This window comes from Rhodoferax sp. GW821-FHT07G04 (genome assembly GCF_059418585.1).
Genome location: NZ_JBWKQD010000005.1, coordinates 32,235 through 57,383, shown reverse-complemented (window position 1 = coordinate 57,383; position 25,149 = coordinate 32,235). Strand labels below are relative to the sequence as shown.

Here is a 25,149-nt window from a genome sequence, read left to right as displayed (position 1 = left end):
AGAATTGCTTCATGGGCGCTCCACACCCAACTTACGCCACAGCACCTCGGGACAGATGTATTGCATTTCGCGGCGCGCGATATCAACTGCAACCTGGATGGTGTAGGCCCTGTTGATCTTCTGCCCAGTCAGTGCATCCGAAATCAGGTACTCAATCTTGAGGCGATTTTCCCACTCCACAATTTCGGCGCGAATGCGAACGCGCTGCCCATATTCGGTGGTCTTCACGTACTTGAGCCGCATGTCCACGATGGGCCAAGCAAAGCCCGAGTCGCGCATCTGCGGGTAGTCGTAATCGAACTTGGCCAACAATGCGCAGCGGGCCAATTCCAGATACTTCACATAATTGCCGTGCCAGACAATGTCCATGGGGTCCAGGTCATGGAAAGCTGGCGAGATTTCTATCGCATGGCTGAGGTCAGGGCGCATACAGGCTCCATGCTTCACCGCGTATCGCGTCCAAAAGCGCCAGCAGCTCCTTGTCCAACGCCCGATCTTCGACCACCAAGGGAATGCGCTCCGAAAGGTCGGCGTGCATACTTGCCAGTTGGGCTGGCAGGCTGGGGCCGTCATGATCCCGTTGGCGCAAAGCGACGCCTTGGCGCGCAGCGATCAGCATGGCTGCGATGACTTGCTCTGTCAGCTCCAGCACGCGCAAACAATCCCGCGCGGCAATGGTGCCCATGCTGACCTTGTCCTGGTTGTGGCATTCAGTCGAGCGGCTGAACACCGACGCAGGCATGGTCAGCTTCAAGGCTTCGGCAGTCCAGGCCGACACGCTGATCTGCAAGGCCTTCAACCCATGGTTGATGGCTGCACGCGGGCCAGTGGCACCCGACAGGTTGCTGGGCAAGCCGTGGTTGAAGCGCGTGTCGACCAAGAGAGCCAACTGGCGGTCCAGCAGATCCGCCACATTGGCCACCGCATTTTTCAGTCCATCCATGGCGAAGGCAATGTGACCGCCATAAAAGTGTCCACCATGCAGCACCCGCTCATTGTCCGCATCCACGATGGGATTGTCGTTGGCACTGTTGAGTTCGTTTTCAATTTGCGTTCTGAAGAATGGCAGTGCATCTTCCAAAACACCAATCACATGGGGCGCACAACGCAGCGAATACCGGTCTTGCAGGCGTTGCTCGTTTCGGCTGGGTTGGTCACTGGCGAGATCGGCCCGCACGCGCGCCGCAACGGCTTGCTGGCCTGCATGGGGTTTGACCGAGAAAAGCACCTCATCGAAGTGGTGGGCATTGCCAGCACTGGCCAATACGTTCAGCGCGGTTAGCCGGGTCGCCAACTTCGCAACATAGCTCGCGCGTTGCCAGGCCAGGCAGGCCAAGGCGGTCATTACAGCAGTGCCATTCATAATGGCCAGCCCCTCCTTGGGGCGCAACCGCAGGGGCGTGATATGCAACTCCTTCAGCACGTCGGCTGCAGGGCGTACCTTGCCGTCAAACAAGACCTCACGTTCACCACACAGGGCAGCGGCGAGGTAGGACAGCGGAGTCAGATCCCCGCTGGCACCGACCGATCCTTCGGCCGGAATCAATGGCAGCACATCGTGGCGCAGCAGCGCTTCGATCTGCTCCAACAAGCCTATGCTGACACCGGACATGCCGCGCGCCAACGACACCAGGCGTACCGTCAACACGGCACGCGTTTCCTGCGGCGTCAGCACTCGGCCAAGGCCGCAGCCGTGGTAGGCGTAGAGGTGGTGCGGCAGCTCATTGACCAAGGCCGGCGGAATACTGACGGTGCAGGAATCGCCATAGCCTGTCGTGACACCGTAGATGACACCATCTTCGGCCAACAGGCGGTCCAGGAACTCTGCGCCCCGCGCAATTCCGGTGCGGAACGCGGGCTGGGTTGACAGATGGGCCGAGCGATTGCGCTGCGCCAGGGCCACAACGTCTTCTATGCATAGACGGCTGCCGTCAAAAACTACGGTATCAGGCTTGGAGAGGGACATGGGTAGAGGAAGGAGTTTGATCCCAAAAAGGGAAGAAATTGAACCAGTCGTAAGGTGACTGCACCAGCAACTCTGTCAAGGTATCGACATAGCCCTGGGCATAAGCAGCCAACGCCGTATCCCGGTCCCGCCTGGGAAGGTGTACACGTTGCGCGAGTTGCTTGAAGTGCAGGTGGTACCCGTTTGCGGTGTGGATACAGCCCAACACGTAGACAGGGCATTGCAGCAAGTGGGCCAATACATAGGGGCCGATCGGCAACGGGGCGCGGTGCCCAAGGAAGCTCGCGTTCACCGTTTTACTGGCAAATACCGGCACCCTGTCACCCGCAATGGCGATGAACTCACCTGCCGCCACTTTTTCCGCCAGCAGAACAGCAGTAGCGGGGCCAACCTCTGTCACCTCGATCAATTGCAGATCATTACCAGGATTCAGTCGCTTGAGCACGCGGTTGAACTGCTCGGCGTGCCGTGTGTGGACCAGAACATTCAAGCGTATCAGCCCCTGCCCTTGCTCAAGGTTGCGACAAAGCTCCAGACACCCCATATGGGCAGTCACGATCAAGCCACCTTGACCTCGTTTCGCGTCCGCATAGACTGCCTCGCGGCCGGAGCTCATCACCTGATCCGCCGGATAGCGCCCCGATGCAGCCACCAGCTTGTCCAGCATGGTTTCAGCAAACAGTGCCAAATGTCGAATGCCATCGCGCCAATCAGGTTGTCGACCCAGGGCGCCGGTGTGCGTTTGCAGACGCGCCAAGTACTGCTGCGATGATTTGCGAACCAAGGCCCGCGTGAACCAATGGACCGCGACGACGGGATAGATACATATGCGAAACGGCCAACGCCCGAATAACCGGTGAATCCAGTAAAGGAGCCAAATACCGACAACAAAGGTGCTTTCGCCCATTTCGGCCCAATGGCGAGAGCTCTTTTCAGCCGCGGTTGTCATGCGCGCACCTTCCGCCAAAGCAGGACGGGCAGGCGCACCAGCATGCCGAAGAACAGCTTGGCATGCATGCGAGAGATCAATACGTTGTCCAACCAAACCCGGAAGTGGGATACGCCATCGCTGGGATAACTCACACGCGTGGGTTGGTTCACGACCCGAATGCCGCGCCAATACAACCGCACCAGTATTTCGACGTCGAAGTCCATGCGCCGCCCGATGGAAGTCGCGTCTATCAGCGCCACGGTGGGGAGCAGCGGGTACACCCTGAAACCGCACATGGAATCCCGTATGGCCAATGACAGGGTATTGATCCACACCCAGACATGCGTGAGGTAGCGGCCATATAGACGCCCCTTGGGCACGCTGTCGTCGTACACCGGGCAGCCGCAAATCACGCTGTCGGGATGCGCTTGAGCACTTGCCAAAAAAGCCGGGATGTCCTGCGCATTGTGCTGGCCATCTGCATCAATCTGCAGCGCATGGCTATATCCCCGCTGGAGGGCCAAGCGCAGTCCGGCCATCATGGCCCCCCCCTTGCCTTGGTTCACGGGCAAGCGGGTCAGGACAACGCGCTCGGGGTTGGCAGCGGCAATGCCTACCAGCACCTGCGCGCACCCAGCATCGCTGCCATCGTCAACCAAGACACATGGCAGGTCATTGGCGAGCAAGGCCTGCACGACGGCACCGACCGCCGCACCATGGTTGTAAACGGGAATCACCGCACAAATCTTCACAGCGCTGGCCCCAAAATGAAGCGGCCACTGGCATGTGCACCGGTTGCGGACCGCAGGGCAAAGCCCAGACGCCCACGCTCGGCGTCAAATTTCAGGGTCATTTCAACCGCCATGCCCGGCTTGATGACTTGCTGAAATTTGACAGTTTCCAAACCTAAAAATGTCGGTGGCAACTCAAAAAACTCACGTCCGAATAGCACCACCCAATCCAGTTGGGCGACACCCGGCAAAATCGGGGCTTCGGCGAAATGGCCGTCGAAGTAGGGAGACTTGCTTTCGATGTCGATCTGCAGAGTGACAGCATCTGTTGAGCGCGCAAGCACGCGCGCGTTGGGCCGCTTGGAGTCGAACAGCGCGAGTAGCGCAACCTCGGTGGTTTTGCCTTGGGTGTTGACCGGTAACGACGAGGGATACCGCCAGCGCCTGGGCAAGGCACTGGACTCCAGCATAGGCTCCAGCACGGCGCGTAGCTGCGCATTCAGCGAAAGCTTACCTCCTGGTTGGTTCAACAAAGCCATCCCCTGAGCGTTGGGAACCGCAACCACGAGTAATTGGGTACGTTGCACCACTTGCACCAGCACGCGCACCTCGGTGAGCAGACCAGACGCCAGCAGTGTGTGCTCGACCGCATTCAGTGAAACGCGTTTTTCCTCAATCTTGACGATGCGGTCGGATCGGCCCAGTAGCTCAAACCCATGTTCGACCAGACGCACCCGATCCGACATGCTTTGCCATCCCTGGGCATCGGTATGCGCCGAGCAGACCTGCAAAATTTCCTCACTCACTTTGATCGCCACGCCAGGAAGCGCTTGCCAGGCCCATGCACTTTCCGTCTGCCGTTGGCGCCAAGCCACGCCCCCGGTTTCCGAACTCCCGTAGACTTCAATCGGCACTTGACCCAAGGATTGCTGGCACAAAGGCAAAGCATCGTCAGGCAAAGGACCTCCCGAAGAGAAGACTGCGCGCAGCGCAGCTTTGTGCGCGGCCAAGGCCGAGTCGGAATCTGGCAGGCGCTTGAGATGAGCCGGACTCGCGATCAAGACCCGAGGCAAACCGTGGGCCAACTCTGCGGCAATGTCTTCCACAAATGCCAAGCGGCGGCGGGAAAAAGGGAGCCCGCACGCCAATGGCAGTAGGACCGCGAACAACAAACCATAAATGTGTTGGTGAGAGACCGTCGCACACACGCCGGCCTCACCAAAACGGTCGCCAAAACATTGCGCCAGCGCAACGACCTCGTCAAACAACTGGGACAACCGCTTGGGTATGGCGACCGGCGCCCCGCTGGAGCCGGATGTGTACACCACCAACTGCTGGGCTTGCCGATCGAGCTTCTGCCAAACGGGAACCTCAGCGCCAACGATGGGCTGCACGCAAGTAGCACCGGGGACGTCCCCCGCAAAGCCGTCAACCACCGATTCGGACTGCAGCTTTGCAATATTCGCTGGCAAAGCATCGGCCAGCAAAACCACAGTCTTTCGCGCCTGCCATGCCCCGAACAAGGCGGTCGCAAAGACATAGCTGTCCTGAAAATAGAACCCAAAGCCAGAACCACGGTGCATGGCAAACGCGCCATGCCACGCGGCTACATCCCGCTCGAATGTGCAGAAATCGACCGCCGCTAAACCGTCTAAAGCCACTGGGCACGCGCTCGCCCGCCCCTGGCGCAGCAAGTTGGCAAGGTCCAGAAACTCAAGCATGCGACGCCTTCGCCTTCACCCGCTTGCGAAGCAGCCATTCACCAACAAAAAGCGTTCCCATCAAGAGGTAACTGATCATGCCGTTGTAGATAGCCCAACCGGCATCCGATGCCCACACGGCTGTCATCAGCGAAACGCTGCCATTGAAGACGAAGAATCCACACCATACCTGCGTTACACGCCGCGTATAGGCCACTCCGGCCGCTGGCAAGTCTGGCTCATGCAAACGCGCCAAGCGTTCTATCACGGTCGGCGGATAGACGAGACTGATAGAAAACACGCACAGCAATGTGACACTGACAAGCACCGGGTACAGCTTCAACGGCATAGCTTGGTTGCCCCAAAAACTGAATGCTGCCAGCACCAAGGCCCCTGCGGCAGCGGCCATCCACACACGTTCGCGTCCAAAGGCTGCGCGCGTCAACGCCATGGCAACCAATAGCAAGGCCAACCATCGGGGTTCGATTCTTTGCCCCAAGCCGAAGTACACCAACACCGGGTAGGCTAATGTCAACAGTGTGAGCCCGAATGCCCGCATACGGATAGCTTAGGCTGAGGTCGCGCCATCCAACAAACCATGCACCGCATCGACTACATCCTGGAGTGTGCGAACCGATTTGAAGGCGTCGGGCTGCATGCGTTTGCCGACAATTGGTTTGAGCTTCACCAGCAGATCGACCGCGTCTATGCTGTCAATGTCAAGATCCTCGTACAGCCGTGATTCGGGTTTGATGCTGTCGCGATCGATATCAAAGGTATCTTGAAGGATAACGGCCAGGTGGTCGAATAATTCTTGCTTGGTCATAGTTGTGCTCTGGGGCGATGGATGACACCGGTTCAGTGTCGGTGAGTTGTATTCCTGGCTCTTCTTATTTGGTTCGCGCCGCGCCGACAAATGCAGCCAGTGCGCGTACGCTGGAGAAATGACGGCGCGTCTCCTGGGAATCGGCCGACATGCTGACACCGTAGCGCTTTTGCAAGGCGAGCCCCAACTCCAAAGCATCGATGGAATCCAAGCCCAACCCGTCCACAAACAAGGCCGCTTCAGGGTCAATGTCTGCGGGGTTGACGTCCTCCAAATTCAGCGACTCGATGACGAGTACGGTGATTTCCTGCTCAAGTGCCTGCATGGGACAAAGTCTCCGTTGAAAAATAGTGTTGAAGGTATTGGGTCAGATGGCGGGCCGCGATCGCTGCTTCACCATGCGCGCGCTCAATGAATGGGCCGACCTGTATCGCCTCTTGCACCGAGATCGTGAAATACATGCGTTTGTGCGGGACCCTCCACCAGGGCAGTCCTTTGGTCAAACTCAAGGGTTTACAGCTGATGGTGACGGGAGTGATGTCACAGGCGCCTCGCACGGCGATATTAGCGGCCCCGCGCTGCAATTTCATAGGCCCGTCGACGGGTGTGCGGGTCCCCTCAGGGAAGATGACCAAGCTATTGCCCAACTTGACGGATGCGATGCAATCCTGGATCAGATCGGCTCCCTCGTCATTGCAGATGTAATTTGTGGCACGTACTGGGCCGCGCGTAAAGGGGTTGCGCGCCAGACTGGACTTGACGACGCAGTCCGCATTGGGCAGCAAGGCGATCAAGAACACGACATCAATCAGGGTCGGATGGTTGGCCAATACCAGTTGCCCCTTGCCTCCCAGCCTCTCCAACCCATCAATACGGTAGCGCAATATCCCCAGAACCCGCATCAATTCAATGAAAGCGCGAAAAGCGTAATGGATGATCAGCCTGGCGTACCGAATGCGGCGAGTACGGTCTCGTACACAAAGCCCCAGCAGAGGAAATGCAATGACGCGCAACATCACACCGCCCACACCAAAGACACTGAAAGCAATGGCTGTTGCGACAATGCGCCAGCAACGGTCTACGCATTCAAGCATGGCGACTCCATTCCCAGCGCCGAGCGCCAACTGTGTGCACGTAGCAGTCATCGTTACTCGAAACCAGGAAGTTGAGGGCCGCGAGATCTGGAGGAAGAATCTCAGCGCTCTGCACTCCTTCCTCCTCCGTTGCCGGACCGGGCTCCAAGCTATAGCCGCCGTTCTCCGCCACACGCAAGCGGTAGGCCATAGCGCGCGCAAACTCCAAACCCTGGTGAAACACATCGTAAGGAGCAGGCAGGGGCTCGTCGTAAACCACAACCAGAACTTCGGACTCGCCATCCGCCAATAGCGCGAGTGCCTCCACAAAGGCTGCCTCAACGGTCTCTTCGCCTGCGGCAACGGCGGTGTAGGCCTCAGTGTGAACGTTGGCAATGGAATACAAGGCTCCAATGGCGTTGTGCACTGAGGTACTGAAAGCAGCGGGCGACAGAGGCTCTCCGGCAGCAAGCTGGCGCAGCAATTGAAGGGATCGATGGATATCACCGCGGCGCGATGCAAAGACAATCGGACACTGGGCACCATCACCTCGGCCCCAATAGGTTGCCTGCAGCGCCACTCGCCCCAGACGTTCCACTCGGCGCCGTATCATGGCGGGCATCTCGAGCAGGAGTGGTTCATCCTGCTGCGAGATAGCACAAGGCTGACGCAGCCATGCGCGCCATGCATCGTGGTCATTCAGACCCGGAGCCCAAGCAGCCCAATGTTCAACGGAAAACCGAATGGTCATGATTCGCGCAAATTGGAAAAATATAGTCAGCGCGAAGGGCATTGAAACCCGACCCGGGGCTCAAACCTACAGACACCTCACCTCGTATGTATGTCCCCTCAGACTAAGGGGCATTCTAGCAAATCGGTGTTGCACCGCACGCTTGGGTTACCGCTCTACACAGAGGGATGCGAGTGTGCTATCCATGAACTGATCGAGTTCTAAGGACATACGACCAAAGCAGATGCTTTGGCAGAAATCAATGGTCGGGGCGAAAGGATTCGAACCTTCGACCCTCTGGTCCCAAACCAGATGCGCTACCAGGCTGCGCTACACCCCGACAGCTAGTATTCTAACCGCATCAGAGCGTCGTCCTTTTCTGATCCGTAATATATTTGCTTTCCATTCCATTGGATACCCTCACAGCCATTCGCGATGTCCAACCCGCCCCCTACCTTGCCCTGGCTGGAGCCGGGCGATCCGTTTCCACAGGTCGCATCTGCCTGGGGGCAGGGGTCCGACGCACCGGGCCTGTTGGCAGCCGGTGGTGACTTGTCCGTTCATACCCTACGGGAGGCCTACGCCCACGGGATCTTTCCTTGGTTCAGCGAAGGCCAACCTAATTTGTGGTGGAGCCCCGACCCGCGCATGGTCCTACAGGTCGCGAACTTTCGCCTGCATCGCTCGTTGCGAAAGACCCTGAGCCGATTCAGCAAGGACTATCGATGTGAAGTGCGCTTTGACACCGCTTTTGCTAGCGTCATCGGGGCCTGCGCCAACACTCCGCGCAACGGCCAGCCTGGCACCTGGATTCTGCCCGGTATGGTTGCTGCCTACATCCAATTGCATATGGCGGGGTTCGCGCACAGTGTGGAAACCTGGGTGAACGGCAAGTTGGTTGGGGGCCTGTACTGTGTGGCACAAGGGCGCGCGGTATTTGGAGAATCCATGTTTGCGCACGCGCCGGATGCCTCCAAGATCGCGCTGGCAGCCCTTATCGGTTTTAGCCGCCATCAGGGCGTTGAACTCATCGACTGCCAGCAAAACACCGCGCACCTGGCATCCTTGGGCGCAGCCGAGGTACCACGTGCGGCATTTTTGACGCATATCCGCCGCGCCCAGACCGCGCCCGCATTGGATTGGCGCTTTGCCCCCCTATACTGGAATCACGTTTTGTCCGCCTGATGCACCCACCACCGTGACAGACCTCAAAGATTTCCCGCTTCAAACGCTGCAGTTTTATGCAACGGCACCCTATGACTGCAGCTACCTGCCCGACCGCCAGGCGCGCTCCCAGGTCGCAACACCCAGTCATCTGATCAACAACTCCACCTATTCAGAACTCGTCAGCAAAGGCTTCCGCCGCAGCGGCATGTTCACCTATCGCCCCTATTGCGATGGCTGCCAGGCCTGCACCCCCTTGCGTGTAATGTCCGATCGCTTCAAGCCCAATCGCAGCCAAAGGCGCGCGTGGAACAAACACCGTGACTTGCATGTACGGGTACTCAAATTGGGTTTTGTATCCGAACACTACGCCCTGTACCTTCGGTACCAAAACAGCCGGCATGCGGGCGGCGGCATGGACGAAGACAGTGTGGACCAATACACCCAATTCCTACTGCAAAGCAGGGTCAACTCTCGGCTGGTGGAGTTCAGGGAGTCCTCCTCAGATGGTAGCCCTGGAGCCTTGAAGATGGTCTCGATTCTGGATGTGCTGGACGACGGCCTGTCTGCGGTTTATACATTCTTTGAGCCCGACGAAGCCGCAAGTTTCGGCACATTCAATGTGTTGTGGCAGATCCAGCAAGCCCGACAGCTAGGACTAGCCTTTGTCTACTTGGGCTATTGGATACAAGACAGCCCAAAAATGAGCTACAAGGCGCGATTTGCGCCCATGCAGGTGTTACTGAATGGTAATTGGTGCGAGTTTGAGGTGATGCCGCGCGATAAGATAGCAGATTAAACCCGCACCATGACAAAACCCATTTCCGACATTCCCAGCAAGCCCACGGTCCAAGTCATTGAGCGCATGTTCACGCTCATTGACGTCCTGGCCTCGCGTGAGGACGCCATGAGTCTCAAAGACATCAGCGAAAAGGCTGGCCTGCACCCATCCACCGCGCACAGAATCTTGAATGACTTGGCGACCGGCCGCTTCGTAGACCGCACCCAGCCCGGAAGTTACCGGTTGGGTATGCGCTTGCTTGAGCTGGGCAATCTGGTCAAGGGGCGCCTGAATGTGCGCGATGCCGCCGTTGTGCCCATGCGCGAGCTGCACAAGCTGACTCAGCAACCGGTGAATCTGAGCGTGCGGCAGGGCGATGAGATTGTGTATGTTGAGCGCGCTTTCAGTGAGCGCTCAGGCATGCAGGTGGTCCGGGCCATTGGTGGGCGGGCCCCGCTGCATTTAACGTCGGTAGGCAAACTTTTTTTAGCGGCCGATGACCCACAGCGCATACGTGCCTATGCAGCGCGCACCGGCCTGCAGGGCCACACCAAGAACAGCTTGACGCAGTTGGAAACGCTGGAGCGGGAGTTGTCCAAAGTCCGCCAGTATGGCCAAGCTAGCGACAATGAAGAACTTGAGTTGGGCGTGCGCTGCATGGCAGCGGGCATCTACGACGACCAGGACAAATTGATCGCAGGCTTGTCCATATCCGCACCTTCGGAGCGCATGGAAGACAACTGGCTGCCCAAGCTGAAGGAAACCGCCCGACAAATTTCGGAAACGCTAGGACACAAACCCAGCGTCTGATAAAAAGCTGGGCTACCTTTGCTTTAGTTGGTGGCCACCCGCTGGTCCAAAACGGTGCTGGCTACCGGTGTGGCTTTTGGCACCGCTGCTGGAATGGACTCCACCCAGCGCCGGACACGTTCGGCATCCCCGATGCGACTCAATTTACCCGCCGAATCCAGAAACACCATAATGAGCTTGCGACCCGCCACTTTGGCTTGCATCACCAGGCACTGACCTGCCTCCGAGATATAGCCCGTCTTTTGCAGACCGATATCCCAAGCCGGGTTCTTCACCAGACGGTTGGTATTGTTGTACTGCAAGGTGCGCCGCCCCACCGCAACCTGATAACCCGTGGACGTGGACAACTCGCGCAGCGTAGGATCACCATAGGCAAAGTTCACCAAGGTTGCCAAATCACGGGCGCTGGATTGGTTCTTGCTGGAAAGACCTGTGGGCTCCACATAGTTGGTATCCATCATGCCCAGCGATTTGGCCCGTGCGTTCATCTTGCTGACAAACACCGGCAGACCACCGGGATAGCTGCGTCCCAGCGCATTGGCAGCGCGATTTTCACTGGACATCAGTGCCAAATGCAACAACTCACCGCGGCTCAACTCGGTGCCCACCTTCAACCGGGAAGAGCTGCCTTTTTCCTGATCGACATCGTCTTGGGTGATGGTGACCATTTCATCCATTGGTAGCTTGGCTTCACTGATCAGCAACCCGGTCATCAGCTTCGTGATAGAGGCAATCGGCAGCACAGCCAATTCGTTTTTGCGGAACAGCACCTCTTGGGTGTCTTGGTCGACCACCAGGGCCACGCTGGACTTCAGGTCCAAGGCGTCGTGCGCTCCATGCAAACCTGCCAATTGGCCGAATGATGGGGTCTTTGGCACGACAACTGCCGCTGCCCGGAAGGTGGCGTGCTTGCGAACCGCCTTGCCCTTGGAGGCCGCTTTCTTCGTGTGTTTGGTGGCAGAGGGGTGTTGAGCGACTTCCGCATGAGCCGACAAAAGCGCCAGCGACGACAAGATGGCAAGTACGCCAAAGCGGAAAAATAGTCTTTTCATGGTGTATCCCAACGGCAGCCCCTTGTGAGCGAATTAATTAGCTAATTCGATAGCCTGCAGATGGGAGTTTATACAAAAAAGTCGCGCAAGATCAAGTACTTGCGCGACAAACTTCAAGAAATAGATGGCTTATTGGGGCTTTCCCTAAGCTTAACCCTGCGCTGCGATGCTTTCAGCTTTGCTGTGCAGCTTGTTCAGCGCACTCAAATAGGCTTTGGCGGAAGCCACCACGATATCCGGGTCAGCCCCAACCCCATTGACAACGCGTCCGCTGTTTTGCAGCCGAACTGTGACCTCCCCCTGACTTTCTGTGGAGCCGCTGATGGCATTGACTGAGTACAGCACCATCTCGGCGCCGCTTTTGACATGCTGTTCGATGGCCTTCAGCGAGGCATCCACCGGCCCATTGCCGTCCGACGCGCCCGACACCTCCACGCCATCCACGGTGAACACGATGCTGGCATGCGGACGCTCACCGGTCTCGCTGTGCTGCGACAGGGACACAAAGGCGTACTGCTCCCTGACATGGCTGACGCTTTCGTCGCTGACCAGGGCTAGGATGTCTTCGTCAAAGATTTCACTCTTGCGGTCGGCCAGCTCCTTGAAGCGGGCAAACGCGGCGTTGACGTCCACTTCGCTTTCCAGTTGCACACCCAACTCCTGCAGGCGCTGCTTGAAGGCGTTGCGACCGCTCAGCTTGCCCAGCACGATCTTGTTGGCGGTCCAGCCCACGTCTTCGGCGCGCATGATTTCGTAGGTGTCGCGCGCCTTCAGCACGCCATCCTGGTGGATGCCGGAGGCGTGCGCAAAGGCATTGGCGCCAACGACCGCCTTGTTCGGTTGCACGACAAAACCGGTGGTCTGGCTGACCATGCGGCTGGCGGCCAAAATGTGCTGGGTGTCTATGCCCAGGTCCAACCCGAAATAGTCCTTGCGCGTCTTGACCGCCATGACGATTTCTTCCAGGCTGCAGTTGCCAGCCCGTTCGCCCAGGCCGTTGATCGTGCACTCCACCTGGCGTGCCCCACCAATCTTGACGCCGGCCAGCGAATTGGCCACCGCCATGCCCAGATCGTTGTGGCAGTGCACGGACCAGATTGCCTTGTCCGAATTGGGGATGCGCTCGCGCAGCGTCTTCATGAAGTTGCCATACAGCTCGGGAATCGCGTAGCCCACGGTGTCGGGCACATTGATGGTGGTCGCGCCCTCGTTGATGACGGCCTCCAGCACCCGGCACAAAAAGTCCACATCGCTGCGGTAACCGTCTTCAGGGCTGAACTCGATATCCTCCACCAAGTTGCGCGCGAAACGCACGGACTGCTTGGCCTGCTCAAACACCTGGTCCGGCGACATGCGCAGCTTCTTCTCCATGTGCAGCGCAGACGTGGCGATGAAGGTGTGGATGCGCGCGCGGTTGGCGCCCTTCAGGGCTTCAGCGGCCCGTGAAATGTCGCGGTCATTGGCGCGCGACAGCGAGCAAATCGTCGAATCCTTGATGTGGTTGGCAATGAGCTGCACCGCCTCAAAATCGCCGTTGGAGCTGGCAGCGAAACCTGCCTCGATCACGTCCACCTTCAGGCGTTCGAGCTGGCGGGCGATGCGCAACTTTTCGTCACGGGTCATGGACGCACCGGGGGACTGCTCACCATCGCGCAGCGTGGTGTCAAAAATGATCAATTTGTCAGCCATGTCGTAACTCCTGTGGATCTCTGAAATTGGGGGGACGGCTATTTGTGCAGACCGCGCTCGTCGGGTTCGTCAGTGGATGTGCTGATCACACTGGTCTGCTGGCCACGCGCCTTGCGCCGTGCGTAGACGATGTAACCACTCATACCGTACAGCACAAAAATGCCGAACATCACGGTGGGCGGGTCAATGGTCACGACTGCAAAGCCCAGCACAATCAAAATGGTTACCGCAAAGGGTACGCTGCGCTTCATCTGGATGTCCTTGAAGCTGTAGAACGGCACATTGGTCACCATGGTCAACCCGGCGTACAGCGCCAGCGCGAACATGATCCACGGCACAGACAATGCAATAGGACCTAACTCCAGCGTGCTGGTTCCCTTCAAGCCGTTTTCGGTCAGCAGCCAGATGAAGCCTGCAATCAGTGCCGCAGCGGCAGGAGACGGCAGGCCCTGGAAATAGCGCTTGTCGACAACGGTGGTGTTTACATTGAACCGCGCCAGCCGCAGCGCGGCGCAGGCGCAGTAGACAAAGGAAGCAATCCAGCCCCAGCGGCCCAGGCCCTGCAAGGCCCACACATACGAGATCAGGGCTGGCGCCGCACCAAAAGACACCATGTCCGACAGCGAATCCATTTGCTCACCAAAGGCGCTCTGTGTGTTAGTCATGCGCGCTACACGGCCGTCCAGGCTGTCCAACACCATGGCGCAAAAAATGCCGACTGCTGCCTGGTCAAACCGGCCATTGATGGCCATCACGATCGCGTAAAAGCCGCCAAACAGAGCGGCCAGCGTGAACAGATTGGGCAAAATGTAAATGCCCTTACGGCGCTTGCGCACCAAGACATTCACGTCATCCGCCGATGCGGAATCCGCGCCATCATGCATAAATTCTCCTAGCAAGACTCAAGCTTACAAGTGTAAGCCAGCGATGGCGGAATTCACCGCCAAACGCCGTAGCCAAAAATACAAAAAGGCCACCGAAGTGGCCTTTCCGTGCAAACCGCAAATGCATCAATTACGGGACTGGTCCACCAGCTTGTTCTTTGCGATCCAGGGCATCATCGCGCGCAATTGGCTGCCGACCTTCTCGATGGAGTGGTCAGCGGTGTTGCGGCGGCGGGCTGTCATGCTGGGGTAGTTCAAGCGGCCTTCCTGGATGAACATCTTGGCGTATTCACCGTTCTGGATGCGCTTCAGGGCATTGCGCATGGCCACGCGGGACTGGTCGTTGATGACTTCAGGGCCGGTCACGTACTCACCGTACTCCGCATTGTTGGAGATGGAGTAGTTCATGTTGGCAATGCCGCCTTCGTAGATCAGGTCGACGATGAGCTTCAGCTCGTGCAGGCATTCGAAATACGCCATTTCAGGCGCGTAGCCGGCTTCGGTCAGGGTCTCGTAACCCATCTTGATCAGCTCAACCGCACCGCCACACAACACAGCCTGTTCGCCGAACAGATCGGTCTCGGTTTCTTCCTTGAAGTTGGTCTCGATGATGCCGGCCTTGCCGCCGCCATTGGCCATGGCGTAGCTCAGAGCCAAGTCACGGGCCTTGCCGGACTTGTCTTGGTGCACGGCGATCAGGTGGGGCACGCCACCGCCTTGGGTGTACGTATTGCGCACGGTATGGCCAGGGGCCTTGGGCGCGACCATCCACACGTCCAGATCGGCGCGGGGCACGACCTGGTTGTAGTGCACGTTGAAGCCGTGGGCGAACACCAGGGACGCGCCTTGCTTCAGGCTCGACTCGATCTCTTTGTAGACGCCAGCAATGTTTTCGTCCGGCAACAGGATCATGACCACGTCGGCGGAGGCGACTGCCTCGTTGACTTCAGCAACCTTGAGGCCGGCCTTGGCGACCTTGTCCCACGATGCGCCGCCTTTGCGCAAACCGACCACGACCTTGACGCCGCTGTCGTTCAGATTTTGCGCATGTGCGTGACCTTGGCTGCCGTAGCCAATGATGGCAACGGTCTTGCCTTTGATCAGGCTCAGGTCGCAATCCTTGTCGTAAAAAACTTTCATTTCAAATCTCCTAAAAAATGGTTTGGCGAAATGCCCATCGACAGGCTCAGGGCGAACGGTGACCGTTGATCGCCACTAGCCAAGGTCCGTTCGCGTTGAGCCTGTCGAAACGCGCGCTCGGACCTGGGGAAAATCAGACTCGCAATATACGCTCGCCGCGACCAATGCCACTGGAGCCGGTTCGCACCGTTTCCAGGATGGCGGCACGCTCCAAGGCCTCCAGGAAGGCATCGTTCTTGGACTGGTCGCCCGTCAATTCGATGGTGTAGCTCTTGTCGGTGACATCGATGATGCGGCCGCGGAAGATGTCCGCCATGCGCTTCATCTCCTCACGCTCCTTGCCCACCGCACGCACCTTGACCATCATCAGCTCGCGCTCGATGTAGGAGCCTTCGGTCAGGTCGACGACCTTGACAACTTCGATGAGGCGGTTCAGGTGCTTGGTGATTTGCTCGATGACGTCGTCCGAACCCGTGGTCTGTATCGTCATGCGCGACAGGCTGGGGTCTTCAGTGGGGGCCACAGTGAGCGACTCGATGTTGTAGCCACGGGCTGAAAACAACCCAACGACACGGGACAGGGCGCCCGGCTCGTTTTCCAAAAGAACTGCAATGATGTGTTTCATGGTGATGGATTCCTCTTTTCGCCGCCCTCCCCCGCAACCGGTAAGTTGCGGGCTTGGCGGACAATAGATTCGTCTACTAAAACGCTAGCTTTTTGATAGCTAGCTACGCTTGTGTTACGAGGGCTAGAGCCTCAATGGGCTAAAGGTCTTCGCTACCCAGCAGCATTTCCGTGATGCCCTTGCCGGCCTGGACCATGGGGAACACGTTTTCGGTCGGGTCGGTGCGGAAATCCATGAACACGGTGCGGTCCTTGAGCTTGCGGGCTTCGCGCAACGCCGGCTCCACGTCCTGCGGTTTCTCGATCAGCATACCGACATGGCCATAGGCCTCGGCCAGCTTGACGAAATTGGGCAGCGCGTCCATGTAGCTGTGGCTGTAGCGGCCTTCGTATTCGACCTCTTGCCACTGGCGCACCATGCCCAGGTAACGGTTGTTCAGCGACACAACCTTGATCGGCGTGTTGTACTGCAGGCAGGTCGACAGTTCCTGGATGCACATTTGCACCGAGCCTTCGCCAGTGATGCAAAACACTTCGCTGTCGGGCTTGGCCATCTTGATGCCCATGGCATAGGGAATGCCCACGCCCATGGTGCCCAGACCACCGGAGTTGATCCAGCGGCGTGGTTCGTTGAACTTGTAATACTGCGCCGCCCACATCTGGTGCTGACCGACGTCGGACGTGATGTAGGTGTCCGCGTCCTTGGTCATGTTCCACAGGGTTTCGACCACGTACTGGGGCTTGATGACATCGCCCTTGCCCATGCTGTACTTCATGCAGTCGCGCTTGCGCCAGTCCTCAATGGTCTCCCACCAGGCGCCCAAGGCGTTGGAATCGGGCTTAGCGGACCCTTCTTTGATCATCGCGATCATTTCTGTCAGCACGTCCTTGACGTCGCCAACGATGGGAATATCCACCTTGACGCGCTTGGAGATGCTGGACGGGTCGATATCAATGTGGATGATCTTGCGTTCGTTCTGCGCGAAGTGCTTCGGATTGCCGATGACGCGATCATCAAAGCGCGCACCCACGGCCAGCAGCACGTCGCAGTTCTGCATGGCGTTGTTGGCCTCCACCGTGCCGTGCATGCCCAGCATGCCCAGGAACTTGCGGTCGGTCGCGGGATAGGCGCCCAGACCCATCAGCGTGTTGGTGACGGGGTAGCCCAGCATATCCACCAGCGTGCGCAGTTCGTTGGAGGCATTGCTCAGCAACACGCCGCCGCCGGTGTAAATGTAGGGGCGCTTGGCCGTCAACAGCAGTTGCAAAGCCTTGCGGATCTGGCCGCCGTGGCCCTTGCGCACCGGGTTGTAGGAGCGCATTTCCACCGAGGTGGGGTAGCCGGTATACGGCACCTTCTTGAAGGAGACGTCCTTGGGGATGTCGACCACCACAGGGCCGGGGCGGCCGCTGCGTGCGATGTGGAAGGCTTTTTTCAGGGTCTCGGCCAGGTCGCGGGCGTCTTTGACGAGGAAATTGTGTTTGACGACCGGGCGGGTGATACCCACTGTGTCGCATTCCTGGAAGGCATCCAGGCCGATGGCGTGTGTAGGCACCTGGCCGGTGATGATCACCATGGGGATGCTGTCCATATAGGCGGTCGCAATACCGGTCACGGCATTGGTCACACCCGGACCGGAGGTCACCAGCGCCACGCCTACATTGCCAGTGGCGCGGGCATAACCGTCAGCTGCGTGCACGGCGCCTTGCTCGTGGCGCACCAAAACGTGCTGGATGGTGTCTTGCTTGTAGAACGCGTCGTAAATGTGCAGTACCGCGCCGCCGGGGTATCCCCAGACATACTTGACGCCTTCGGCCTGCAGGGCTTTGACCAAAACTTCCGCACCGCGGAGTTCGAGCGTGCCGGACGATGCCCCTTGGGACTTGCTGGAGTGGGATGCAGCCGACGCCGAAGCGATTTCAGCTTTTGAAATTTCCATGATGAACCTTTGTGAATTTCTCTAACGAAAAACCTTGGGTGCCCCTTCGCTCAACTCTTGTGAAGCCGCGTCAGGACTTAAGATTTTGGCCATGAGCGCATTGAATGCTGCGCCGAACCAAAACCCGTTTGCCTTTTGAATGCAGTCGCCATTATGGCACCGAGTGGGTGACATTTGGTGCATTCCGCACAAAAGTTGGAAATGTAAATGCCATAATTCGACGGTATCCGCCGAGCAGGCAGCCATTTTGGCGACCCGGCATCCTTATTTTTTATTCCTCGGCTTAAAACTCTTGGCCTCTGAACGCGAACTATCTGATTTCTTGAAGAGCGTAGAAAAACGCGCTTTCAAGCGGTCCGTCTACCACGTTCGCAACGACGAATCGGCGCTGGACATCGTTCAGGACAGCATGATGAAGTTGGCGGAACACTATGGACACAAGCCCGTCGAAGAGCTGCCCATGCTGTTTCAGCGCATCCTGTCCAATTGCACATTGGACTGGTTTAGGCGCCAAAAGACGCAAAAAGCGCTGTTTTCGACGATGAGCGACTTCGAGTCCGATGACGATGCCGAGGGTTTTGACCTGCTGGAAACCTTGCACGCATCCGGCGACGGGGAACAAAACGAGAGTGCCGAGACTCAGACCGAACGGGCACAAACCTTGCGTGAGATTGAAATTGAGGTTCAACAGCTACCGGCGCGTCAACGAGAAGCCTTCTTGATGCGTTACTGGGAGGAGATGGATGTTGCTGAGACCGCGGCGGCTATGGGTTGCTCGCAAGGGAGTGTCAAAACGCACTGTTCCCGAGCCGTCCAAGCCCTGGGCAAAGCCCTGAGCGCTAAAGGAATAAGACTATGACAACACGAGACCCCAACCAAAACCTCAGCCAACAGGACCGCCTGGGGCGCAACATTGCTGCACGCCTGTCAGATAGCACCCAGGGGTTGCCCAACGATATTTCCGAACGCCTGAAGGCCGCACGCATGCAAGCCTTGGCCAAACGCAAAGTTGTGGTCAAGCTGCAAACGGCCAGCAGCGTCAACGTGCAAGGCGGCGCCGCAACGCTGAACGCGGGTGACTTTGACGGTGGCCTGTGGAGCCGTTTGGGTGCCGTGATTCCCCTGCTGGCACTGATCGCCGGCCTGTTGACGATTACCGTCGTGCAAGAGCAACAGCGCGCCAGCGAAATCGCCGACGTGGATGTGGAATTGTTGGCCGACGAACTGCCTCCTGCCGCCTATACCGATCCGGGCTTTGTGCATTTCCTGAGCATCAACCGCCGCGACTAGTGTTTTTTTGAGACCCATGCCCGTTACTGACCTGTTCGCCTCCATTCGACAACGCCTCTCGCTTCGCCAGGCTATTCTTGGATGCGCGCTGATCGGTGCCGTGGGTCTTGCGGTCGGTCAAGCCGTCGGACAGGCGATGGCCCCGGCCACCAAGCCGTCTGCGCCTCCCTTGGTGACCAAGCCAGCAGGCCCCCAGTGGCAAGAATTGACTGCCGCGCAAAAGCAAATCCTGAAACCTTTGACTGCGACCTGGGACAGCCTGAGCGGTGGTCACAAGAGCAAATGGATTGCACTATCGCAAAACTATGCCACCCGTTCCACTGCCGAGCAGGAAAAAATGCAGAGCCGCATGGTGGAGTGGGCCAGTCTGACACCCAGCCAGCGCGAGCGGGCACGCCTGAATTTCGCCGAAACCAAAAAAGTGTCCCCTTCAGAGCGGGCTGCCGAGTGGGAAGCCTACCAAAACCTCAGCAAGCAAGAGAAGAGCAACCTTGCAAGCAAGAGCAAGACCAAGCCCACCGGTGCCGCGCTCGCGGTGACACCCGTTCCGTCGAGCAAGCTGACACCCGTACCCATTACGCGCCATACGTCGCCCGACGATGCGGCCGCGTCTGCGGTCAAGCCCCGCATTGATCCCAATACGCTGTTGCCCTTGCCGCCACCGCCCGCACCGGTAGCCGCTGCCCCTGCTCCAGCGCCTGTTGTCGCTCCGGCAGCGCCAAGCCCATCCGTGCCAGCGGTCAACGCCGACTCCATTTCTCCCAATTAAGCCGCGGCAGCACAATCCCCTGCGCCCTCGCAGGGCTTGCCGTAGTCTCACCGACCTACAATCGCCGTCGGTCTGATATCCCATCACCATGCACACTGAAATAAACACCCCGGGTTTGTGGCGCCGTATGGCGTGCTGGCTATACGAAGGCATGCTGATGTTTGGCGTCGTTTTCCTGGCCGGCTACTTGTTTGGCACGTTGAGCCAAACCCGCAACGCCATGGACAACCGTAACGCACTGCAAGCCTTCCTCTTTGTGATTTTTGGCATCTACTTTGTGTGGTTCTGGGCCAAGGGGCAAACCTTGGCCATGAAGACCTGGCACATCCGCATCGTGGACAAAGACGGCAAGGCCATTACCCAAGTCCGTGCGCTGGGCCGTTACGCGCTGAGTTGGATTTGGTTCTTGCCACCGCTGGCGGCCATGGCACCCTTTCAATTGGGTGGCGGTGAATCAGCCGTCATCATCATCGGCTGGATTGCCGTCTGGGCCCTGCTGAGCCGCTTCCACCCACAAGGCCAGTTCTGGCACGACGCCTGGGCCGGCACACGCCTGATCAGCTCACAGCCATTGAGCCGTTAAACCAGACCCAAAACCGTGAAATCCAATTCCCCTACCGCCATCGCTACCGTCAACCCGCAAAAAGACCGCAAAGGCCTGAACCGCGTCTGGCACGCTGCCGGCTACTCCATTGCCGGGCTGCGCGCGGGCTGGCAGGAGACCGCCTTCCGCCAGGAGGCGATCGCGGCCATCGTTTTGGTGCCACTGGCCTTTTTGCTGGGTAAAACATGGGTGGAGACGGCACTACTGGCGGCCAGCGTGGTGCTGGTGATGGTGGTGGAATTACTCAATACCGCGGTGGAAACAGCGATCGACCGCATTGGCCCCGAGTGGCACGACCTCTCCAAACGCGCCAAGGACATGGGCAGCGCGGCCGTGCTGCTAAGCCTGTTGGTTTGCGCAGGAATCTGGCTGACGGCACTGGCTCAACGCTTTCTGGCATGAGCGCCCCGGCCTTTTCACTCTGTGTCTACTGCGGCTCGCGCCCCGGTAGCAATCCCGCCTATATGGACGTGGCGCGCGAGGTCGGCCGCTGGATTGCGGGGCACGGCGGCCAGCTGGTCTATGGCGGTGGGCACAACGGCCTGATGGGTGCGGTGGCCAATGCCACGCTGCAGGACGGTGGCCGTGTGGTGGGCATCATCCCGCAGGCGCTGGTGGACAAGGAATGGGCGCACCAGGGATGTACCGAGCTGCATGTGGTCGACACCATGCACGACCGCAAGCGCATGATGGCTGAGCGAGCCGATGCCTTTCTGGCCCTGCCTGGCGGTATCGGTACGCTGGAGGAATTGTTTGAAGTCTGGACCTGGCGACAGTTGGGCTACCACGAAAAACCCGTCGGCCTGCTCAATACGGCGGGGTACTACCAGGGGCTGATGGACTTCATCGGCACCGCAACCACCCAGGGCTTTATGAGCGAGTGGCAAATGGGATTGGTTCGCATGGGCGACACGCCACAGATGCTCTTACCCGAACTGGTGCAGGCTGCGGGCCTGGTACCGGCCACACGCCTGGAGAATATCTAGGGCCTAGATGGCCGATTCGTCCTGCTCACCGGTGCGGATGCGCACGACGCGCTCCACGCTGGTGACAAAGATCTTGCCATCGCCGATCTTGCCAGTGTGTGCTGCCTTGACGATCGCGTCCACGCAGCGGTCCACGTCTTCGGTCTTCACGACCACTTCCACTTTGACCTTGGGCAGGAAGTCCACCACGTATTCAGCGCCGCGATACAGCTCGGTGTGCCCCTTTTGGCGGCCAAAGCCCTTGACCTCGGTCACGGTGAGCCCCGTCACACCACACTCGGCCAAGGCCTCGCGCACTTCTTCCAACTTGAACGGTTTGACGATGGCGGTGATTTGTTTCATGGTGGCTCCAATTGATCAGTTGAGGACAGAGCTTGCTTCGCTGCGGTCTGTCCCGCAAAGTCTCACGCTCTGAAGCGGTTGGTAATAGGATACCGCCAATCCTTGCCAAAGCTGCGGTGGGTCACTCTAATCCCGACCGGGGCCTGGCGGCGTTTGTATTCGTTGAGCTTGATCAGGCGCGTGACCTTCTCCACATCGGCCCGCTCAAACCCGGCGGCGATGATGGCCTCGATGCTCTGATCGTTCTCCATGTAGCGGTCGACGATGGCGTCCAGCACCTCGTAGGCCGGCAGGCTGTCCTGGTCCTTTTGGTCGGGGCGCAGTTCGGCGCTGGGGGGGCGGGTGATGATGCGCTCGGGTATCGGGTTCATACCCGTGCCATACGGATCGTTGGCATTGCGCCAATGCGCCATCTTGAACACCAGCGTCTTGGCCAGGTCCTTGATGACGGCAAAGCCGCCGGCCATGTCGCCGTACAGCGTGCAGTAGCCGGTGGCCATTTCGGATTTGTTTCCCGTGGTCAGCACGATGCTGCCAAACTTGTTGGACAGGGCCATCAGCAGCGTGCCGCGGATGCGGGCCTGGATGTTTTCTTCCGTCGTGTCTTCGGCACGCCCGGCAAAGTCGGCTGCCAAAGACGCCTTGAAGGCCTCGAACTGCGGCACGATGGAAATCTCGTCGTAGCGCACGCCCATGCGTTGTGCCATCTCACGGGCGTCCAGCCAGCTGATATCGGCTGTGTAGGGCGACGGCATCATCACCGCGCGCACTTTGTCGGCGCCCAGTGCATCGACCGCAATCGCCAGCACCAGCGCCGAATCGATACCACCGGACAAGCCCAGCAGTGCACCAGGGAAGCCGTTTTTGCCCACGTAGTCGCGCACGCCCAGCACCAAAGCGTCCCACAGGTCCTGCTCCGGTGTGCGAACGGGCTCCACGGTTGCTTCTATTTTGATAGCACCATATGTAGATTTCACGAGGGCTACTAAGCTATTTTCCTTGAAGCTAGGAGCGCGGCCGGCCAATGTACCGTCGGCATTCAACGCAAAAGAATGGCCTTCAAACACCACCTCGTCCTGCCCGCCCACGATGTGGGCATAGACCAACGGCAGGCCGGTCTCCTGCACACGCAGGCGCATGGTGTCTTCGCGTTCATAGCCTTTGCCCACATGGAAAGGCGACGCGTTGATGACGGCCAGCATCTGCGCACCGGCTTCCTTGGCCAGGCGTGCGGGCTCTTCAAACCAGGCGTCTTCGCAGATCAGCAAGCCCATACGGATGCGCTGACCCTCGGCACCCGCTTCGAACACGCATACGCCGTCACCGGGCGTGAAATAGCGCCGCTCATCAAACACCTGGTAATTGGGCAGTTCGCGCTTGGCATAGGTGGCAATCACCTGGCCTTCGCGCAGCACGCTGGCGGCATTGAAGCGCCGCTGCACCGCCGTGGACCGCGTGCGGCTGTCGCCCCCGGTGGGGTGGCCAACCACGACCGCCATGTCTTTTAACCCGGCCAGAGCATGGGCCACCTTTTTCACGGCATCATCACAGGCATGGATAAACGCCGGGCGCAGATACAGATCTTCGGCGGCATACCCGCAAATCGACAATTCGGGGGTCAGCAGCAGGCGCGCGCCATCGGCATAAGCGGCCTGAGCTGCGGTGATGATCTTTTGGGCATTACCCTCCAGATCACCGACGATGAAATTGAGTTGCGCGACGCACAGTTTGAGAGTCATGAACCAGGAATATTTTGTTAATTGCCGCCCCAGCGGAGCGCGCCCTGCGCACAAGGTGCGCCTTGGCTGAGGATTATGTCATTCGGGTGCTGAACACGCCGCAGGACGTGGGCGCCACGGCGTGGGATGCACTGCTGCAGACCCAGCCCAACCCCAGCCCCTTCATGCGCCATGCCTACCTGGCCGCACTGCACGCCAGCGGCAGCGCCGCGCCCGCCACAGGCTGGACGCCGCACTTCATCACGCTGAACATCGGCAACGAACTGGTTGCCGCCTGCGCCCTGTACGAAAAAATCCACTCCTACGGCGAGTATGTGTTCGACTGGGCCTGGGCCAATGCCTACGCCCAGCACGGCCTGCCCTACTACCCCAAGGCAGTAGCGGCCGTGCCCTTTACACCCGTGCCCGGTGCGCGGCTGATGGCACGCGACGCTGCGGCACGCGTGGCGCTGGTGCAGGCGATGGTGGCCTGGTGCGATCAACGTGGCATGTCATCCCTGCATCTGCTGTTTGCGAATGAAGACGACGCGGCGGCCTGTGAGCAGGCAGGCCTGATGCTGCGCCACACGGTGCAGTTCCATTGGAAGAATACCGAGCCTGGCTATGCGGACTTCGAAGCCTTTCTGGCCTCACTGTCGCAGGACAAACGCAAGAAGATCCGGCAAGAGCGCCGCAAGGTCGCTGATGCCGGCGTCAGCTTCCGCTGGTCCCTGGGGCGCGACATATCACTGTCCGACTGGAACTTCTTTTACCGCTGCTACGAGCGTACCTACCTCGAACACGGGAACGCGCCCTACCTGAGCCGCGACTTCTTCGCCCGCATGGCCAGCACCATGCCGGAACACTGGCTGCTGTTCATCGCTGAGCGCGATGGCAAGGCAATTGCTAGCAGTTTGATAGCACTAGACGAATATTCCACGAGGGCTAGCAGCGATATTCTCGAAGGAGACTGGGCGCCAGCGTGTTCTGCGCAGGTCAAGGAGGAGCCCGCACAGCGGGCGGGGCCAACGGATGTGGGGGAGCAGAAGACCCTGGCACCCAGTCTCCGAAGCGAAACCACCAAGGTAGCCTACGGCCGCTACTGGGGCGCCCTGGAGCGCGTGGACTGCCTGCACTTCGAAGCCTGCTATTACCAGCCGCTGCAATGGTGCATAGAACACGGCTACCAGCGTTTTGAAGGCGGCGCCCAAGGCGAACACAAGATGGCGCGCGCCCTGCTGCCCGTCAAGACCACCAGCGCCCACTGGCTGGCGCACCCAGCGTTTGCAGATGCAGTGGCGCGGTTTCTGGAGCGAGAGGACCAGGGCATCAGCAATTACCTGGAAGATTTGCGGCAACGTAGCCCGTTCCGGCAAGAACCCACGGGCTAAGCGCCTGG

The 25,149-nt window shown here is 58.9% G+C and carries 28 protein-coding genes and 1 tRNA gene; 10 read left to right on the top strand and 19 right to left on the bottom strand.

The window, feature by feature from the left end; translation table 11 throughout:
- Nucleotides 1–9 precede the first annotated feature (9 nt).
- From AC07OO_RS21385 to AC07OO_RS21335, 11 genes are all read right to left on the bottom strand, one after another.
- Nucleotides 10–429 carry an acyl-CoA thioesterase gene (locus AC07OO_RS21385; RefSeq protein ID WP_495084172.1) on the bottom strand — a complete coding sequence of 140 codons (420 nt, stop codon included), beginning with the start codon at nt 427–429 and terminating at the stop codon, nt 10–12.
- The gene (locus AC07OO_RS21380) at nt 419–1,966 is read right to left on the bottom strand and encodes an HAL/PAL/TAL family ammonia-lyase (RefSeq protein WP_495084171.1); all 1,548 of its coding nucleotides are present in this window, start codon (nt 1,964–1,966) and stop codon (nt 419–421) included. The genes AC07OO_RS21385 and AC07OO_RS21380 overlap by 11 nt, the downstream gene beginning before the upstream one ends.
- Nucleotides 1,947–2,915 (bottom strand): lysophospholipid acyltransferase family protein, encoded by a 969-nt coding sequence (locus AC07OO_RS21375; RefSeq protein WP_495084170.1) that lies wholly within the window; start codon nt 2,913–2,915, stop codon nt 1,947–1,949. Before AC07OO_RS21375 ends, AC07OO_RS21380 begins: the two co-directional genes overlap by 20 nt.
- Nucleotides 2,912–3,634: a glycosyltransferase family 2 protein gene (locus tag AC07OO_RS21370; RefSeq protein ID WP_495084169.1), complete on the bottom strand. Its 723-nt coding sequence runs from the start codon at nt 3,632–3,634 to the stop codon at nt 2,912–2,914. Before AC07OO_RS21370 ends, AC07OO_RS21375 begins: the two co-directional genes overlap by 4 nt.
- An 11-nt stretch (nt 3,635–3,645) precedes the next feature.
- Nucleotides 3,646–5,322 (bottom strand): ApeI family dehydratase, encoded by a 1,677-nt coding sequence (locus tag AC07OO_RS21365; RefSeq protein ID WP_495084168.1) that lies wholly within the window; start codon nt 5,320–5,322, stop codon nt 3,646–3,648.
- Between the two features lie 19 nt (nt 5,323–5,341).
- The gene (locus AC07OO_RS21360; RefSeq protein WP_495084167.1) at nt 5,342–5,863 is read right to left on the bottom strand and encodes a COG4648 family protein; all 522 of its coding nucleotides are present in this window, start codon (nt 5,861–5,863) and stop codon (nt 5,342–5,344) included.
- 33 nt (nt 5,864–5,896) lie between these two features.
- Nucleotides 5,897–6,154 carry an acyl carrier protein gene (locus AC07OO_RS21355; protein ID WP_495084166.1) on the bottom strand — a complete coding sequence of 86 codons (258 nt, stop codon included), beginning with the start codon at nt 6,152–6,154 and terminating at the stop codon, nt 5,897–5,899.
- 64 nt (nt 6,155–6,218) lie between these two features.
- Nucleotides 6,219–6,479: a phosphopantetheine-binding protein gene (locus AC07OO_RS21350; RefSeq protein ID WP_495084165.1), complete on the bottom strand. Its 261-nt coding sequence runs from the start codon at nt 6,477–6,479 to the stop codon at nt 6,219–6,221.
- The gene (locus AC07OO_RS21345) at nt 6,466–7,248 is read right to left on the bottom strand and encodes a lysophospholipid acyltransferase family protein (RefSeq protein WP_495084164.1); all 783 of its coding nucleotides are present in this window, start codon (nt 7,246–7,248) and stop codon (nt 6,466–6,468) included. Before AC07OO_RS21345 ends, AC07OO_RS21350 begins: the two co-directional genes overlap by 14 nt.
- Nucleotides 7,241–8,020: a beta-ketoacyl synthase chain length factor gene (locus AC07OO_RS21340; RefSeq protein ID WP_495084163.1), complete on the bottom strand. Its 780-nt coding sequence runs from the start codon at nt 8,018–8,020 to the stop codon at nt 7,241–7,243. Before AC07OO_RS21340 ends, AC07OO_RS21345 begins: the two co-directional genes overlap by 8 nt.
- Before the next feature lie 200 nt (nt 8,021–8,220).
- Nucleotides 8,221–8,297, bottom strand: a tRNA-Pro gene (locus AC07OO_RS21335).
- Nucleotides 8,298–8,392: 95 nt separating this feature from the next.
- Between AC07OO_RS21335 and aat the strand changes: the two genes are divergently transcribed.
- The 3 genes from aat to AC07OO_RS21320 are packed head-to-tail and all read left to right on the top strand — an operon-like array spanning nt 8,393 to nt 10,712.
- Nucleotides 8,393–9,142 carry a leucyl/phenylalanyl-tRNA--protein transferase gene (gene aat / locus AC07OO_RS21330; protein WP_495084162.1) on the top strand — a complete coding sequence of 250 codons (750 nt, stop codon included), beginning with the start codon at nt 8,393–8,395 and terminating at the stop codon, nt 9,140–9,142.
- Between the two features lie 13 nt (nt 9,143–9,155).
- The gene (locus AC07OO_RS21325) at nt 9,156–9,920 is read left to right on the top strand and encodes an arginyltransferase (RefSeq protein ID WP_495084161.1); all 765 of its coding nucleotides are present in this window, start codon (nt 9,156–9,158) and stop codon (nt 9,918–9,920) included.
- Nucleotides 9,921–9,929: 9 nt separating this feature from the next.
- Nucleotides 9,930–10,712 (top strand): IclR family transcriptional regulator, encoded by a 783-nt coding sequence (locus AC07OO_RS21320; RefSeq protein WP_495084160.1) that lies wholly within the window; start codon nt 9,930–9,932, stop codon nt 10,710–10,712.
- Between the two features lie 23 nt (nt 10,713–10,735).
- Here AC07OO_RS21320 and AC07OO_RS21315 read toward each other — a convergent pair whose 3' ends face one another.
- The 6 genes from AC07OO_RS21315 to AC07OO_RS21290 form a co-directional block, all read right to left on the bottom strand.
- A complete protein-coding gene (locus AC07OO_RS21315) occupies nt 10,736–11,764 on the bottom strand; it encodes a serine hydrolase (protein WP_495084159.1) in 1,029 nt (342 codons plus the stop codon).
- 150 nt (nt 11,765–11,914) lie between these two features.
- Complete coding sequence (locus tag AC07OO_RS21310; RefSeq protein ID WP_495084158.1) at nt 11,915–13,453, bottom strand: 2-isopropylmalate synthase; 1,539 nt, start codon at nt 13,451–13,453, stop codon at nt 11,915–11,917.
- Nucleotides 13,454–13,491: 38 nt separating this feature from the next.
- Nucleotides 13,492–14,337 (bottom strand): CDP-diacylglycerol--serine O-phosphatidyltransferase, encoded by an 846-nt coding sequence (pssA, locus tag AC07OO_RS21305; protein ID WP_495084157.1) that lies wholly within the window; start codon nt 14,335–14,337, stop codon nt 13,492–13,494.
- A 126-nt stretch (nt 14,338–14,463) separates the two neighbouring features.
- Complete coding sequence (gene ilvC / locus AC07OO_RS21300) at nt 14,464–15,477, bottom strand: ketol-acid reductoisomerase (RefSeq protein ID WP_495084156.1); 1,014 nt, start codon at nt 15,475–15,477, stop codon at nt 14,464–14,466.
- Between the two features lie 133 nt (nt 15,478–15,610).
- A complete protein-coding gene (ilvN, locus tag AC07OO_RS21295; protein WP_209396191.1) occupies nt 15,611–16,102 on the bottom strand; it encodes an acetolactate synthase small subunit in 492 nt (163 codons plus the stop codon).
- A 139-nt stretch (nt 16,103–16,241) separates the two neighbouring features.
- On the bottom strand, nt 16,242–18,041 hold the full coding sequence (locus tag AC07OO_RS21290; RefSeq protein WP_495084155.1) for an acetolactate synthase 3 catalytic subunit: 1,800 nt from the start codon (nt 18,039–18,041) through the stop codon (nt 16,242–16,244).
- A gap of 292 nt (nt 18,042–18,333) precedes the next feature.
- Here AC07OO_RS21290 and AC07OO_RS21285 point away from each other — a divergent pair, with 292 nt between their 5' ends.
- The 6 genes from AC07OO_RS21285 (at nt 18,334) to AC07OO_RS21260 (ending at nt 21,690) form a co-directional block, all read left to right on the top strand.
- Nucleotides 18,334–18,900 carry an RNA polymerase sigma factor gene (locus AC07OO_RS21285; protein ID WP_495084450.1) on the top strand — a complete coding sequence of 189 codons (567 nt, stop codon included), beginning with the start codon at nt 18,334–18,336 and terminating at the stop codon, nt 18,898–18,900.
- Complete coding sequence (locus tag AC07OO_RS21280; protein ID WP_495084154.1) at nt 18,897–19,331, top strand: DUF3619 family protein; 435 nt, start codon at nt 18,897–18,899, stop codon at nt 19,329–19,331. The genes AC07OO_RS21285 and AC07OO_RS21280 overlap by 4 nt, the downstream gene beginning before the upstream one ends.
- 16 nt (nt 19,332–19,347) lie before the next feature.
- The gene (locus AC07OO_RS21275; RefSeq protein WP_495084153.1) at nt 19,348–20,100 is read left to right on the top strand and encodes a DUF3106 domain-containing protein; all 753 of its coding nucleotides are present in this window, start codon (nt 19,348–19,350) and stop codon (nt 20,098–20,100) included.
- Between the two features lie 88 nt (nt 20,101–20,188).
- Complete coding sequence (locus AC07OO_RS21270) at nt 20,189–20,683, top strand: RDD family protein (protein ID WP_495084152.1); 495 nt, start codon at nt 20,189–20,191, stop codon at nt 20,681–20,683.
- A gap of 15 nt (nt 20,684–20,698) precedes the next feature.
- A complete protein-coding gene (locus AC07OO_RS21265) occupies nt 20,699–21,106 on the top strand; it encodes a diacylglycerol kinase (RefSeq protein WP_495084151.1) in 408 nt (135 codons plus the stop codon).
- Entirely contained in the window at nt 21,103–21,690 is a 588-nt protein-coding gene (locus AC07OO_RS21260; RefSeq protein WP_495084150.1) for an LOG family protein, read from the top strand. The genes AC07OO_RS21265 and AC07OO_RS21260 overlap by 4 nt, the downstream gene beginning before the upstream one ends.
- Before the next feature lie 3 nt (nt 21,691–21,693).
- On the opposite strand, the gene AC07OO_RS21255 is transcribed toward AC07OO_RS21260, so the two are convergent.
- A complete protein-coding gene (locus tag AC07OO_RS21255) occupies nt 21,694–22,032 on the bottom strand; it encodes a P-II family nitrogen regulator (RefSeq protein ID WP_305648139.1) in 339 nt (112 codons plus the stop codon).
- Between the two features lie 62 nt (nt 22,033–22,094).
- Complete coding sequence (locus AC07OO_RS21250; protein WP_495084149.1) at nt 22,095–23,771, bottom strand: NAD+ synthase; 1,677 nt, start codon at nt 23,769–23,771, stop codon at nt 22,095–22,097.
- A 62-nt stretch (nt 23,772–23,833) separates the two neighbouring features.
- Here AC07OO_RS21250 and AC07OO_RS21245 point away from each other — a divergent pair, with 62 nt between their 5' ends.
- Nucleotides 23,834–25,141, top strand: coding sequence for a GNAT family N-acetyltransferase (locus AC07OO_RS21245; RefSeq protein ID WP_495084148.1), 1,308 nt, complete (start codon nt 23,834–23,836; stop codon nt 25,139–25,141).
- Nucleotides 25,142–25,149 lie beyond the last annotated feature (8 nt).

What these genes read in the sequence shown, in the direction of transcription:
- AC07OO_RS21385 (WP_495084172.1), bottom strand. Translation starts at nt 429, where the DNA reads ATGCGCCCTGACCTCAGCCATGCGATAGAAATCTCGCCAGCTTTCCAT.
- AC07OO_RS21380 (WP_495084171.1), bottom strand. Translation starts at nt 1,966, where the DNA reads ATGTCCCTCTCCAAGCCTGATACCGTAGTTTTTGACGGCAGCCGTCTA.
- AC07OO_RS21375 (WP_495084170.1), bottom strand. Translation starts at nt 2,915, where the DNA reads ATGACAACCGCGGCTGAAAAGAGCTCTCGCCATTGGGCCGAAATGGGC.
- AC07OO_RS21355 (WP_495084166.1), bottom strand. Translation starts at nt 6,154, where the DNA reads ATGACCAAGCAAGAATTATTCGACCACCTGGCCGTTATCCTTCAAGAT.
- AC07OO_RS21350 (WP_495084165.1), bottom strand. Translation starts at nt 6,479, where the DNA reads ATGCAGGCACTTGAGCAGGAAATCACCGTACTCGTCATCGAGTCGCTG.
- AC07OO_RS21345 (WP_495084164.1), bottom strand. Translation starts at nt 7,248, where the DNA reads ATGCTTGAATGCGTAGACCGTTGCTGGCGCATTGTCGCAACAGCCATT.
- AC07OO_RS21340 (WP_495084163.1), bottom strand. Translation starts at nt 8,020, where the DNA reads ATGCCCTTCGCGCTGACTATATTTTTCCAATTTGCGCGAATCATGACC.
- aat (WP_495084162.1), top strand. Translation starts at nt 8,393, where the DNA reads ATGTCCAACCCGCCCCCTACCTTGCCCTGGCTGGAGCCGGGCGATCCG.
- AC07OO_RS21320 (WP_495084160.1), top strand. Translation starts at nt 9,930, where the DNA reads ATGACAAAACCCATTTCCGACATTCCCAGCAAGCCCACGGTCCAAGTC.
- AC07OO_RS21315 (WP_495084159.1), bottom strand. Translation starts at nt 11,764, where the DNA reads ATGAAAAGACTATTTTTCCGCTTTGGCGTACTTGCCATCTTGTCGTCG.
- AC07OO_RS21310 (WP_495084158.1), bottom strand. Translation starts at nt 13,453, where the DNA reads ATGGCTGACAAATTGATCATTTTTGACACCACGCTGCGCGATGGTGAG.
- pssA (WP_495084157.1), bottom strand. Translation starts at nt 14,337, where the DNA reads ATGCATGATGGCGCGGATTCCGCATCGGCGGATGACGTGAATGTCTTG.
- ilvC (WP_495084156.1), bottom strand. Translation starts at nt 15,477, where the DNA reads ATGAAAGTTTTTTACGACAAGGATTGCGACCTGAGCCTGATCAAAGGC.
- ilvN (WP_209396191.1), bottom strand. Translation starts at nt 16,102, where the DNA reads ATGAAACACATCATTGCAGTTCTTTTGGAAAACGAGCCGGGCGCCCTG.
- AC07OO_RS21290 (WP_495084155.1), bottom strand. Translation starts at nt 18,041, where the DNA reads ATGGAAATTTCAAAAGCTGAAATCGCTTCGGCGTCGGCTGCATCCCAC.
- AC07OO_RS21280 (WP_495084154.1), top strand. Translation starts at nt 18,897, where the DNA reads ATGACAACACGAGACCCCAACCAAAACCTCAGCCAACAGGACCGCCTG.
- AC07OO_RS21275 (WP_495084153.1), top strand. Translation starts at nt 19,348, where the DNA reads ATGCCCGTTACTGACCTGTTCGCCTCCATTCGACAACGCCTCTCGCTT.
- AC07OO_RS21270 (WP_495084152.1), top strand. Translation starts at nt 20,189, where the DNA reads ATGCACACTGAAATAAACACCCCGGGTTTGTGGCGCCGTATGGCGTGC.
- AC07OO_RS21260 (WP_495084150.1), top strand. Translation starts at nt 21,103, where the DNA reads ATGAGCGCCCCGGCCTTTTCACTCTGTGTCTACTGCGGCTCGCGCCCC.
- AC07OO_RS21255 (WP_305648139.1), bottom strand. Translation starts at nt 22,032, where the DNA reads ATGAAACAAATCACCGCCATCGTCAAACCGTTCAAGTTGGAAGAAGTG.
- AC07OO_RS21250 (WP_495084149.1), bottom strand. Translation starts at nt 23,771, where the DNA reads ATGACTCTCAAACTGTGCGTCGCGCAACTCAATTTCATCGTCGGTGAT.